The 12,906-nt window shown below is 58.1% G+C and carries 13 protein-coding genes; 9 read left to right on the top strand and 4 right to left on the bottom strand.

The window, feature by feature from the left end; genetic code table 11:
• Positions 1 to 363 precede the first annotated feature (363 nt).
• Together ldtR and AC13QY_RS18040 are read right to left on the bottom strand one after the other, a co-directional pair.
• A complete protein-coding gene (ldtR, locus tag AC13QY_RS18035) occupies positions 364 to 879 on the bottom strand; it encodes a transcriptional regulator LdtR (protein ID WP_069616333.1) in 516 nt (171 codons plus the stop codon).
• Positions 880 to 1,012: 133 nt separating this feature from the next.
• A complete protein-coding gene (locus AC13QY_RS18040) occupies positions 1,013 to 1,453 on the bottom strand; it encodes a DUF6163 family protein (protein WP_069616240.1) in 441 nt (146 codons plus the stop codon).
• Positions 1,454 to 1,596: 143 nt separating this feature from the next.
• Between AC13QY_RS18040 and hemB the strand changes: the two genes are divergently transcribed.
• From hemB to AC13QY_RS18070, 6 genes are all read left to right on the top strand, one after another.
• On the top strand, positions 1,597 to 2,610 hold the full coding sequence (gene hemB, locus AC13QY_RS18045; RefSeq protein WP_113354709.1) for a porphobilinogen synthase: 1,014 nt from the start codon (positions 1,597 to 1,599) through the stop codon (positions 2,608 to 2,610).
• Positions 2,611 to 2,789: 179 nt separating this feature from the next.
• On the top strand, positions 2,790 to 3,248 hold the full coding sequence (locus AC13QY_RS18050) for an RDD family protein (protein WP_113354708.1): 459 nt from the start codon (positions 2,790 to 2,792) through the stop codon (positions 3,246 to 3,248).
• A 181-nt stretch (positions 3,249 to 3,429) separates the two neighbouring features.
• Positions 3,430 to 4,209: an arginyltransferase gene (locus AC13QY_RS18055; RefSeq protein ID WP_069616237.1), complete on the top strand. Its 780-nt coding sequence runs from the start codon at positions 3,430 to 3,432 to the stop codon at positions 4,207 to 4,209.
• Entirely contained in the window at positions 4,210 to 5,106 is an 897-nt protein-coding gene (locus tag AC13QY_RS18060) for a DMT family transporter (RefSeq protein WP_488487115.1), read from the top strand.
• 50 nt (positions 5,107 to 5,156) lie between these two features.
• Complete coding sequence (locus tag AC13QY_RS18065) at positions 5,157 to 5,378, top strand: AbrB/MazE/SpoVT family DNA-binding domain-containing protein (protein WP_113329039.1); 222 nt, start codon at positions 5,157 to 5,159, stop codon at positions 5,376 to 5,378.
• Positions 5,375 to 5,767 carry a type II toxin-antitoxin system death-on-curing family toxin gene (locus AC13QY_RS18070; RefSeq protein ID WP_113354706.1) on the top strand — a complete coding sequence of 131 codons (393 nt, stop codon included), beginning with the start codon at positions 5,375 to 5,377 and terminating at the stop codon, positions 5,765 to 5,767. Before AC13QY_RS18065 ends, AC13QY_RS18070 begins: the two co-directional genes overlap by 4 nt.
• Positions 5,768 to 5,870: 103 nt before the next feature.
• Here AC13QY_RS18070 and parC read toward each other — a convergent pair whose 3' ends face one another.
• Positions 5,871 to 8,129: a DNA topoisomerase IV subunit A gene (gene parC, locus AC13QY_RS18075; RefSeq protein ID WP_069616234.1), complete on the bottom strand. Its 2,259-nt coding sequence runs from the start codon at positions 8,127 to 8,129 to the stop codon at positions 5,871 to 5,873.
• A 230-nt stretch (positions 8,130 to 8,359) separates the two neighbouring features.
• Between parC and AC13QY_RS18080 the strand changes: the two genes are divergently transcribed.
• Entirely contained in the window at positions 8,360 to 9,547 is a 1,188-nt protein-coding gene (locus AC13QY_RS18080; protein ID WP_145320490.1) for a hypothetical protein, read from the top strand.
• Positions 9,548 to 9,613: 66 nt separating this feature from the next.
• On the opposite strand, the gene AC13QY_RS18085 is transcribed toward AC13QY_RS18080, so the two are convergent.
• Positions 9,614 to 10,270, bottom strand: a complete 657-nt coding sequence (locus AC13QY_RS18085) for a TetR/AcrR family transcriptional regulator (RefSeq protein ID WP_173002488.1) — start codon at positions 10,268 to 10,270, stop codon at positions 9,614 to 9,616.
• 66 nt (positions 10,271 to 10,336) lie between these two features.
• Between AC13QY_RS18085 and AC13QY_RS18090 the strand changes: the two genes are divergently transcribed.
• A complete protein-coding gene (locus tag AC13QY_RS18090; RefSeq protein WP_488487116.1) occupies positions 10,337 to 11,506 on the top strand; it encodes a serine hydrolase domain-containing protein in 1,170 nt (389 codons plus the stop codon).
• Positions 11,507 to 11,703: 197 nt separating this feature from the next.
• Positions 11,704 to 12,888 (top strand): hypothetical protein, encoded by a 1,185-nt coding sequence (locus AC13QY_RS18095; protein ID WP_152096033.1) that lies wholly within the window; start codon positions 11,704 to 11,706, stop codon positions 12,886 to 12,888.
• The last annotated feature ends 18 nt before the right edge of the window (positions 12,889 to 12,906 follow it).

The raw sequence follows: 12,906 nt of genomic DNA on the forward strand, positions 1-12,906 counted from the left end.
CGAAGCCAAGATCTTCAGGTCGGAAGATCGTATTTCGAGAACGCTGCCTGCAGTCGATTTCCGCTGTCATAGCAATATGGCCAATTCGTGTCTCACGGCATGAAACTTGCTTTGCCGCGCGAGTGCGAAAGAAAAGCCAAACTGCATTTGCTAAAATACCACAGCTGCGCGTGGTTCATAGCGTGTCCTGATCTTGCGTCAATGGCTTAGCCGCCCGGGACGTTACATGTGACGGAAGGTGAAGCGCGGACGTGGCAAAAAACGCACAACGGCCGACCCGTTAACGCGTTCAAGCCGGACACGCAGGGAACGTGTCCAGCTTGCTTTGACTGGAAGGTCTTGGGATCTGTCCCTGCCCGCTACTTACAGGCGATAGAGGATCTGATCGTTCCAGAAGCGGTCCAGACGCTGCAGGAGCTTGTTCATCTGGGTGAACTCGTCCGTGCCGATGCCGCCGACCTTGTCGATCGAGCCGATATGGCGCTCATAGAGCTTGGCGACGGTTTCGGCGATATCCTGGCCGGTTTCCGTCAGGCTGATGCGGACCGAGCGACGGTCGATGCGCGAGCGCTGATGGTTGATGAAGCCCAGGTCGACCAGCTTCTTGACGTTATAGGAAACGTTGGAGCCGAGGTAGAAACCGCGGGAGCGCAGTTCGCCGGCCGTCAGCTCGGAATTACCGATATTGAAAAGGAGAAGTGCCTGTACGGCGTTGACATCGTCGCGACCCTGGCGGTCGAACTCGTCCTTGATAACATCAAGCAGGCGGCGGTGCAGACGCTCGACCAGGTGAAGGGATTCCATGTAGAGGGCCCGGATGTCATCAACCTGCTGATCCCGAGCGTTTGCAACTGCCTGCGGCTTGATTTTCGTGTTCATCATGACTTGGCCTCACTCTGTTTTGTTTGGCGGTGTCGTTTTCTTCCCGCCTTGAGTGAGACCCTATCGAATACACATAAAATTCTACTTAAACTGCAGACTTAACAGCACCTTACCAGGAAGTGTTGCTGTCTCAGGGTAAATCAACCATTACCTGCTGCCGACGACGCCGGCGTTTCTCCTGCCACAGCAGGACGCGGAAAGCGCAATAAATCACCGCGACACAGGCATGCAAGATCATGATCAGCGGATTGGATCCGAATATCTCCGGCCAGACGCCATACATCAGCCCCTGCCCGCCTGCAGCCAGCACCCACATGACCGGCCCCCAGGAAACTGTAAGCCATAATCCAAGGGCTGCGACCGGAAAAACCACGGCAAGCCCGGCACCCGCGACCTTCCAGGGCAGAGCGAGCAGATCGAAGCGGGCGTGACCATCCAGCGAATAGCCGACCAGCATCGCCCAGTATTGCAGGCCGAGCCAGAAGCAGGCGATCGCGATCAGCCGCAGGAACAGCACGAACAGGATGTCCGTCAGCGTATTCTTGGGTACGGTCGAAGAATCAGGTTCCATGCGCGAACAATACGTAGGAGGCACGTGCCTCGCCAGAATATAATGGCTGCGGCCTTTCGCCTTGTTTTGAATCCTGGGGACGGCGTGATAGGTACGCGCCCCATAGAGAATGCCATAAATAGACGAAGAAGGATGGCGGCATCATGGAGAACAAGACGCATCTCGTTGACGAGATCACCGGACATCGGCGCATGCGGCGTAACCGCAAGGCCGATTGGACGCGCCGTCTCGTGCAGGAAAACCGGCTGACGGTCGACGATCTGATCTGGCCGATCTTCGTGATTCCGGGCACCGGCATCGTCGAGCCGATCCCGGCCATGCCAGGCGTCAACCGGATGACCGTGGACAAGGCCGTGGAAGCGGCCAAAGAGGCAGCCGATCTCGGCATTCCCGCGCTCGCGACATTCCCGAACATCGAGATGGAACTGCGCGACGAGACCGGCTCCAACAGTCTCGAGAAGAATAATCTCATCAACCTCGCCACGGCCGCAGTCAAGAAGGCCGTGCCGAATATTGGTGTCATCACAGACGTCGCGCTCGACCCCTTCACCAGCCACGGCCATGACGGCATCCTGCGCGGTAACGAGATCGTCAATGACGAAACGGTCGAACAGGTGGCGCGTGCCGCAGTCTACCAGGCGGATGCCGGCGCAGATATCATCGCGCCTTCGGAAATGATGGATGGCCGTATCGGTGCGATCCGTCAGGCACTCGATGCAGCCGGCCACCAGAGCGTCGGCATCATGAGCTATGCGACGAAATTCAGCTCTGCCTTCTATGGCCCCTACCGCGAGGCGATCTCGACCGGTGGCCTGCTGAAGGGCGACAAGAAGACCTATTATATCGACCCGGCAAACGGCACCGAGGCCGTGCGCGACGCCACGCTGGATGTCGAGGAAGGAGCCGACATGCTGATGGTCAAGCCCGGCCTGCCCTATCTCGACATCTGCTGGCGGCTGAAGGAAGCCTTCGGCCTTCCGACCTTCGCCTATCAGGTCTCCGGCGAATACGCTATGATCAAAGCTGCCGCGGCCAACGGCTGGATCGACGGCGAGAAGGTAATGCTCGAAACCCTGCTCGCCTTCAAGCGCGCCGGCTGCGATGGCATCCTCACCTATTTCGCTGTCGAGGTGGCGAGACATCTGGCGAAGAAATAACGTCACGCCGCTCTCTTATTGTATTTGCTGAAGCCGATACCATATGTTCGGCAAATGTTTCCTCGCCGCGACTTTTGCGTGCCTACCGGTCGCACAAAAGTCGCAGAGGGATCTTTAACTGGCATTGGCCCCTTGCGGATCTGAAGAATTGACGGGGGCTAGTGCGAAGGAGCAAAACGATGAGCCTGAACCCCAGCCCGCTCTATGCAGCACCGGATGACTGGCGCGCCTATAGTGGCGTGCTGAGCCGGCGCATCTTCGCCTTCATCGTTGACTACATCATCGTCGCGCTGCTGTGCATTCCGGCGGCCGTACTGCTGTTCTTCATTTCGATCCTGACACTGGGGCTCGGCTTCTTCCTTTATCCGGTGCTGTTCGTTCTCGTTGCCGGCCTCTACTTCGGGTGGACGCTTGGCGGCCCCTATCAGGCGTCGCTCGGCATGCGCGCCATGGGCCTCACCATGGTTCGAGTCGACGGCCGGCGCATGGATTTCCTGACCGCGATCGTCCATCTGGCCCTGTTCTGGATCCTGAACTCCGTCCTGACGCCGCTTATCCTGCTGGTAGGTCTCTTCACCGACCGCAGCCGGCTTGTGCATGACCTGCTGCTCGGCACGGTCATCGCCCGGACGGCCTAAAACAACGCATAAGCATAGGGCACCCCACGATTTCCCACGGGCCATGGCGCGCGCGGGAGATATTTCTGTGCATGGTCAATTAGGAAACTTCGATCTTTAGCGAAGGACGTAGTTGACGTTTTCTAAACTTGGGCCATGCTTGTAGAAAACGGGTGCCGAGAGAAAGGTCAATCAACGGCAGATGAACACGCAGTCGACGCCATCTCCGCAGTTTTATCTGACGGCACCGGCTTCCTGCCCGTACCTGCCGCACGAAATGGAACGCAAGGTCTTTACGCACCTTGTTGGTCCGCGCGCCGCAGAGATGAACGATATCCTGACCCAGGGCGGCTTCAGGCGCTCGCAGAACATCGCCTATCGTCCCGCCTGCGAATCCTGCAGGGCCTGCATATCGGTACGCATCCTCGCCCAGGAATTCGAGCCCACCCGATCGATGAAACGGGTACTGACCGCCAACAACGATATCATCGCCACCGAATTTCCGGCGCAGCCGTCCAGCGAGCAATATTCGCTCTTCCGTCGCTATCTCGACTATCGTCATCAGCAAGGCGGCATGTCCGACATGACCGTCCTCGATTATGCGATCATGGTCGAGGACACGCATGTTAACACGCGCATCATCGAATATCGCCGCCGCGAGGAAGGATCGGGCCTGGAGCAGCGCCCGAAGGGCGAACTGCTGGCCGCCGCCCTGACCGACGTCATGAGCGACGGGCTGTCCATGGTCTATTCCTATTTCAATCCCGATCTCGATGCGCGGTCGCTCGGCACATTCATGATTCTGGACCACATCAAGCGGACGAAGGCCCTGGGGCTGCCGCACGTCTATCTCGGCTATTGGGTCAAAGGCTCGCGCAAGATGGACTACAAGACGCGCTTCCAGCCTCAGGAGCATCTCACCCCACGCGGATGGGAGCGCTTCGATCCGGCCGCCGACGGCGACAAAGAAACCGTCCGCTGAATGTTCTCCCAGCTTTCGGACCACAAGAAGGGCCTGCTGCTGACGACGCTCGGCGGCTTGGCGCTGTCGATGGATATACCGCTCATTCGCCTTTCCAGCGGCGAAGTCTGGTCGGTGCTGTCGGCACGCAGCCTTGCGACCATCGTCGTGGCGCTCGCAGCTCTTTTCGTCATCCGCCGGGTCACAGGCTCGTTGCAAGGCGTACTGCCGGGCTGGCTTGGAATTCCCGTTGGCTTCTTCTACGGGCTGACCACCATCACCTTCCTGCTTGCCGTCTATTATACGAAGGCGGCGAATGTGGTCTTCATCATCGCGCTCAACCCAATGTTCACCGCGCTGCTGTCTTGGATTTTCCTGAAAGAGCGACCTGCCGTGTCCACCTTCATCACCACGGCAGTGATGATCCTCGGTGTTGGCCTGATCGTCGGCGACGGCATGGAGGCTGGGCACCTGCTTGGCGATGCCCTTTCGGTGATCGCATCGCTTTCCATCGCCTGTGCGATCACGATCAGCCGCGCCTCGGGGCGGGATATGGGCTTTGCTTCCTTGCTGGCAGCGATCATCCCAGCCGCCGTCGGCCTCTATCACGTGGCTCTCTCCGGCTTTTCCATCGACCATCCCGGCTGGATCCTTTTCGATGGCGCCGTGCTGATGCCGCTTTCCTTCTGGTGCCTTGCGACAGGTACGCGCTTTCTCTCAGCGCCGGAAGTGGCGATGTTCTATCTTCTGGAAACGATCCTGGCACCGATCTGGGTCTGGATGATCTTCTCGGAGGCCCCGACCACTATGACGCTGGCCGGCGGCGCCATCCTGATCCTGGCGCTGGCCGCCCACTCGCTCTGGCAGGCGCGAGTCAAGGCTAGAGCAGCAATCACCGCGCAAAGCCTTGTGCATTGAAACAACAGTCGGCCAATGTTATAACTGAGTTATTACATTGGAGTTGAGACATGAATGTCACCATCCGCAAAATCGGCAATTCCGAAGGCGTGATTATTCCGAAGGAAGTCCTTCACAGACTCGGCTTGAAGAACGGCGATGCATTGGAAATACGCGAAGTAAACGGCAACATCGAGTTGGTTCCGGAGCGTGCCGATCTCGCCGAGCAACTGCGAGCTGCGCGGCTTGGCATGCAAAAATATCGCGCTGCTCTGCGTGAACTTGCAAAATGATCGAATACAAATGGCTCTCCCGCGAAGCCATCGAGATCATGCACGAGGAACAACTCGCCGAGCATGGTGGCTTACTGGGTTTAAAGGATGAAAATGCTTTGGAAGCGGCGTTGGCTCGTCCGCTCAACAAAGCTGTCTATGGCGAAAATGACCTATTCGCTTTGGCCGCCGCCTATCTTTACGGCCCGTTACGGAACCATCCTTTTTCCGACGGGAACAAAAGAACTGGTTACCTGGCGGCGTTCACATTTCTCTACATCCATGGCTATCTGATTGAAGCCGACGATGGGATGATCGTGACGTTTGTATTGGGTGTCGCGGCCGGGGAAATCGATGAAATAGGTGCGACTCAATTCCTGAAAGATTTCAGCGTTCCGCTGGCCGGGTGACGGGCTGCCGTATCCGTTATCCCCGGCCCTTCGCCAGCGCTCAGGGCGTTCGTCGCTGTAATCGACCCATGGGTCGATTGCTCGGACTTTGCCTGACCGCTCCTCACCCCGAAAACCTGCCGCTTCTGGGGAAGCCCTTCGGGACGGCACGGCCGGCGCCGGCGCGGTCGCCCAACCATTCCACCAACTCATCCTTGCTCTTGGTGAAGGTGCGGCCGGCGCTGTCTTCCCAGGTCAGGCCATCTGCGATCGCGAAGCATCTGATATCGGCGATGCCGCCATCCTTGTAGCGCTGCAGGCGCACGCCCTTGCCGCGCGACATTTCCGGCACCTGCGAAAGCGGGAAGATCACCATCTTGCGGTTCTCGCCAACCACGGCGACATGGTCGCCCGAAACCGGAACCAGAAGCTTGGTCTCGTCGGGATAAGAGACGTTCATGATCTGCTTGCCCTTGCGGGTGTTTGCGACCAGTTCCGCCTCGGCAACGATGAAGCCGTTACCTGCCGTCGATGCGATTATCTGCTTGCGCTGCGGATCATGGACGAAGGCGGTCAGCACATCCTGATCGTTTTCCATGTCGATCATGATGCGCAGCGGCTCGCCATGGCCGCGGCCGCCCGGCAGCTTGTCGCCTCCGAGCGTATAGGCCTTGCCGCCGGTCGTAATGATGAGGATCTTGTCCGTGGTCTGCGCCGGGAACGCAACCTTGAGACCGTCACCCTCCTTGAAGGTCAGCGACGAGGTATCGGAAATGTGGCCCTTGAGAGCACGAATCCAGCCCTTTTCCGAAACGACGACGGTAATCGGTTCCTTCTCGATCATCGCCTGCTGGATGGCCGCATCATCGGCTTCGGGCGCTTCGGCAAACTGCGTGCGGCGCCGACCGATGTCGGTGGCCTTGGCGAATTTCTTCTTCACCTCGCCGATTTCCCAGGCAACCGTCTGCCACTGCTTCTCGTCCGAAGCGAGCAACGCCTCGATGTCGGCCTTCTCCTTCGTCAGGCCGTCGAACTCCTTGCGGATTTCGAACTCCTCCAGCTTGCGCAAGGAGCGCAGCCGCATGTTGAGGATCGCCTCGACCTGATTGTCCGTGAGGCCGAAACGCTCCATCATCACGGGCTTCGGCTCATCCTCCTCGCGGATGATGGCGATGACCTCGTCGATATTGAGATAGGCGACCAGCAAGCCGCCGAGAATCTCGAGGCGCTTTTCGATGGCCGCCAGACGGAAGCGCGAACGACGCAGCAGGACTTCCCGGCGGTGATCCAGCCATTCCTTCAGCACTTCGTTCAGCGCCATGACCTTGGGAATGCGGCCCATGGACAGAACGTTCATGTTGAGCGGGAACCGGCTCTCAAGCTCGGTGAGCTTGAACATCGACTCCATCAGGATCGTCGCGTCGACTGTGCGGCTCTTCGGCACGAGAACGACGCGGATATCTTCGGCGGATTCGTCACGGATGTCCTCGAGCAGCGGTAGCTTGCGCGCCAGAAGCAGTTCGGCGATCTTTTCGATCAGCCGCGACTTCTGCACCTGGAACGGAATTTCCGTGATGACAATCTGGTAGCCGCCGCGACCGAGATCCTCGATCTCCCACTTGGACCGGACACGGAAACCGCCGCGGCCGGTCTTATAACTTTCTATGATGCTCTGCCGATCATCGATAATGATGCCGCCGGTCGGAAAGTCGGGACCTGGAATATACAGTTCCACCAGCTTCTCGACCGTCGCATCGCGATCCTTGATCAGATGCAGGGCGGCGTCGCAAAGCTCGTGAGCATTGTGCGGCGGGATAGAGGTCGCCATGCCGACGGCAATGCCAGAAGAGCCGTTGGCGAGCAGATTGGGAAAAGCCCCAGGCAGAACGATCGGCTCGGAATTCGACTCGTCATAGGTGTCACGGAAATCCACTGCATCCTGGTCGATACCCTCGAGCAGCAGCTCGGAAACCGCCGTCATCTTGGATTCGGTGTAGCGCATCGCGGCCGGGCTATCGCCGTCGATATTGCCGAAATTGCCCTGGCCGTTGACCAGCGTGTAGCGCTGCGAGAAATCCTGCGCCAGGCGCGCCAGCGCATCGTAGATCGATTGGTCGCCATGCGGGTGATAGTTACCCATCACCTCGCCGACAATCTTGGCGCATTTGCGGAAGGCGGCGTTCGGGCGGAGCCCCATCTCGCTCATCGCATAGACAATACGGCGATGCACCGGCTTCAGCCCGTCGCGGACGTCCGGAAGCGCGCGTTGCGTAATCGTCGACAAGGCATAGGCCAGGTAACGCTCTTCGAGCGCGGCCTTCAGATCGACCGGAAGGATGTTGTCGTCGCCGTCACCGGGCGGCGGTGTCAGATTTTTTCCCATGGCCCTTGACTATAAGAGATGACGATTCACAGCAAGAAATCAGCCGAAAGCACCTGTGGATGAAGGCGTTTCAGGCACATTGCAGGGTGGCTATCGATACATTTTTGCTGCACTCGCACTCTACATTCATTGTCGTTGGATTTTCACAGAAAGATCAATATAAGTCAGCGCAGTACACGCTCAATCTGTACGTCCCCGCCAATACCACCGGCTCAACGAGGAACGCCATCATGACTTTCTATCGGACCACGCGGCTGATGCTGTGCAGTGCCGCCACCCTGTCTTTCGCCAGCTCCGCCTTTGCGCTCGACGGCAACGATCTGCTGAAGAAGATCAACGACGTCTATAGCCAGCAGGGCGGTTCGATTGCCGCTAGCAGCATCGATGTCGACGGCAGCACAGTGACGCTGAAGGGTGCAAGCGTCAAGGCGGCCGGCATGGAAGACAGCATTCCGCTGGGCGATATCACCCTTGATGGCGTCGAGGAAAACAATGGCGGCTACACGATCGAAGAAATCGATTTTGCGGATGTCGATTTCAAAAAGGACGGTGCCTCCGTTTCCGCCACCGATCTCAAGCTGAGCGGCGTAGAGATCCCGGCCGACGCAAGCAAGGGCGACCTGAGCTCGCTGCTCTACTACAAGAGCGCTCATGCCGGCGCCGTGTCCGTAACGAAGGACGATACCGAGGTGTTCTCGATCGAGGGCGCCGACGCCAACATGAAGAGGCGTGACGACAAGTCGGGCCTCGACTTCGACGCCAAGATCAACGGCATCAAGGCCGATCTCAGCAAGGTCGACGATGCGAAGACAAAGGAAGCGATCGATGCGCTGAAGCTGCAGCAGATCGACGGTACCGTCTCCATGAAGGGCAGCTGGGAAATCGGCCCCGGCACGATCGACATCAGCGAATACTCCTTTGACTTCAGGGACATCGGCAAGCTGAACCTCGCCTTCAGCATTTCCGGCTATACGCCCGCCTTCGCCAAGTCGATGCAGGATGCGCTGAAGACGGTTCGCGCCAATCCGAACCAGCAGGAAGCGCAGCAGTCCGCCGGCCTCGCCATGCTCGGCCTGCTGCAGCAGCTCACCTTCAACAGCGCCCAGATCCGCTTCGACGACGCGTCGATTACGGCACGCGCGCTCGACTTCGCCGGCAAGCAGCAGGGCGTTACCGGCAAGCAGCTCGCCGACACGCTGAAGGCAATGACGCCGATCATGATGGCGCAGCTCAACGTTCCGGAGCTCCAGAATGCCGTCTCCGCAGCGGTCAGCGCCTATCTCGACAATCCGAAGAGCCTGACGGTCACGGCTGCTCCCGGCAAGCCGGTGCCTGTGCCGATGATCATCGGCGCTGCCATGGGCGCGCCGACGACGATCCCGCAGGTCATCGGCCTCAAGGTTTCCTCGAACGACTAATCGGTCATTTCCAAAACCATTCCGGAACCCGGCGATCTCGGTCGCCGGGTTTTTCTTTGCCTCGGCTCAGGCTTCCTGCCGCACTTGATAGGTTTTCAGTTCGTTGAGCGCATGAGACAAGAGGGCGAGCAATTCGTCCGTGGTTGCGCCGTCGCGGGCCTGAACGGACATGCCCTGCACGATCGCGCCCAGAAAACGCGCCAGCGACCGAGCGTCCGCGTCCGGCCGCATATCCCCCTCCGCAATCCCGCGCTCGATGCGGGCGGTGAAGATATCCAGCGTCTGCAGACGCATCGATGCGACATGATGGGCGATCGGCTCGTTCTCCTCTGCGCAATTCAGCACCGCGGTGGATATCATGCAGCCTTTCGGGTGTTCCGGCGCCGTGAAGATCTTGGCGGAGTTCGTCAGAAAGCGCTCGAAGGCAGTCACGGTATTCACCTTGTCCTGGAAGGGATTGCCGGGTTCCGGACGGGGCATGCGCCGATATTGATCCAGCGTCTCGCGATAGAGCTCGGCCTTCGAACCGAAGGCGGCATAAAGGCTTTGCGGCGTAATGCCCATGGCGGCCGTCAGGTCGGCAATGGAGGAACCGTCGTAGCCGTGCTTCCAGAAAGTATCCCGCGCTGCGGCAAGAACGGTTTCGCGATCGAAGGCGGGCGGGCGCCCACGCTTGCGTGGCGAAGAATTTTCCTTCTCTTCAATATTTTTCACAATGGTCACTCTAGAATTATTTCCCGACTTGGTTTATTCAGGAATGGTCATTGTGATTATATAAGGTTTTTCCCCATGAGTCTTCCACTGGAAAATTCCGTTCCTCTCAACGACGGCAGCCTTGCTGAAGGTGTCGATGCTGCAATCGATTCCGCGCTAGCGGACAAAAGGCTGGTCGGAACCGTCGTTCTGATCGCTCAGGACGGAGAATTGGTCTACGCCCGTGCCGCCGGCCTGGCGGATCGCGAAAACAAAGTCGCAATGCGGGAAGATACTATTTTCCGTCTTGCTTCCGTCACCAAACCGATCGTCACCATTGCCGCCATGCGGCTCGTCGAACAGGGCCGCGTCGGTCTCGACGATCCGATCACCAAATGGCTCCCGGATTTCCGGCCGCGTCTGCCCGATGGCGGCGAAGCCGTTATCCGTATTCGGCATCTTCTCACCCATACCTCCGGGTTGGGCTACACATTCGCCGAGGCGCAAGACGGCCCCTATCACAGGGCTGGCGTATCCGACGGGCTGGATACACCGGGTCGTTCGCTGGCAGACAATCTCCAGCGCCTCGCCAGCGCACCGCTTCTCTTCGCGCCGGGCCAAAACTGGCAGTATTCCCTGGCGATGGATGTCCTTGGCGGCATCATCGAGAAGGAAACCGGCGGCCCGCTCGGCGATGCGATTGCCGATCTTGTCATGAAGCCGCTCGGCCTTTCCGACACGGGCTTTTACGTGCGCGACCGCAGCCGCCTGGCAGCCGCCTATGTGAATAATGCTCCCGAGCCGCAACGGATGGGGGACGAGGCTCTCGTTCCGATTTTCGACGGCACGATCCGCTTTTCACCCGACAGGATATTCGACCCCGCTTCCTACCACTCCGGCGGCGCCGGCATGGCCGGAACGGCAAGCGATATCCTTACCATTCTGGACACGATCAGAAAGGGTGGAGCACCGCTGCTGTCGGCCGATACGGTGAAGACCATGATGACAGATCAGGCAGGCGGCCACATGCAGGCCCAGCAGGCCGGCTTCGGCTTCGGTTACGGCTGGTCCGTCGTCCTCGATCCCGTGGTCGCTCAGGTCCCCTTCTCGGCTGGCACGATCAAATGGGGCGGTGTCTATGGGCACAGCTGGTTCGTCGATGCCCAAAAGGGCCTGACGGTGGTCGCGCTGACGAATACAGCGCTCGAAGGCATGTGGGGGCAATTCACGATCGACCTGGCGAAAGCGGTCTATGCCGCAATCTAACTGATATCAGCAGACAAGCAAAAACCCGGCGATTGCGGTCGCCGGGTTTTTGTATTTCATGAAATTGAGCAACGCGAACATATGTCGCCGCCACAAATGCAACCAATGTTTGCATTTCAATAAAATGTATCCTATTGCTTGCAATGATAAGCAATTTATTGTTTCAGATGTACACTTTTAATCCGGGACACTCCATCATGATTTTCTATCGGGCAAGGTGGCGGGCGGCGATCAGTGTCGGGCTTCTATTCTCAGCGAGTTCTGCTTTCGCGCTCGACGGTGCCGACGTCCTCAAGAAGCTAAACAACGCCATGGTCGCGCAAATAGGCGACTCAGTCGAAGCCGGAAGCGTCGATGTTAACGGTTCAACCGTCGTTCTGAAAAACGTGAGATATATGCCGCGAGGAAGAACCGCCATTAGCCTCGGAGATGTCGTCATGACCGACGTGACCGAACGGACGGGCGGTTATGCAATCAAGAAGGTGCTCATTCCCGATATTACAATAGAACAAAAGGACTTCAGTGCGAATGCAACGGGGCTAAGGGTGGAAGATCTCGAAATTCCCGCAAATGCGACGTTGAGTGATATCGACTCAGTATTCACTTATCACGCACATGCTGGCCCGGTGTCTGCCCTCAAAGTCGGTGAAAAGTTTTTCTCCATATCCGCTGCCGATTCCGTCGCAACGAAACGTCCAGACGGAAAAGGCGTCGATTCCAGTTTCACAATTGATGGAATTGTTGCCGATCTCTCCCTAGCTCAAATGCCGGTAAGCCCTGAAGCAATTCGATATTTTGGGCTGCAAAATCTGCGCGCGACATTTTCCATGAAAAGCAGCTGGGAGCTTTCGACCGGCAAGTATGATCTGACGGACTACACGATTGATCTGGAGAATATGGGGAAACTGAATGTACAGCTCAGTTTCTCGGGCATCACCCCGGGGCTCTACAGCACCACGGATGCACTTTACTCCTCCTTGACCGGCGCCGCGGACGATGAAAATACCAAGAATGCTAAATATTTGCTGCTTCTCGCGTTCGTTCAGCAGTTGACGTTGAATAGCGCGCAGATTCGCTTTGACGATGCGTCAATCACCAACCGCGCATTCGACTACGTGAGTAAATGGGACCATGTGACGCGCGCGCAATCTGCGAACCGCTTCGCTAAAGAAATGCTGGAGTTAACAGCTGCGCTTGATATTCCCGACCTCCAGCGGATGCTTTCAAGAGCGATTATTGAATACTTCAACAATCCAAGAAGCCTGATGTTTAGCGCCACCCCTGCCCAACCCATTCCGATGTCAGCCGTCCTCGAAGCAGCGAGGAACGCAAAAGAGTCGATCCCGAAGATGATCGACCTGAAAATCACATCAAACGATTAGGTTGGTCGTCTAATCAAG

This window comes from Martinezella sp. CNPSo 3795, assembly GCF_057784475.1.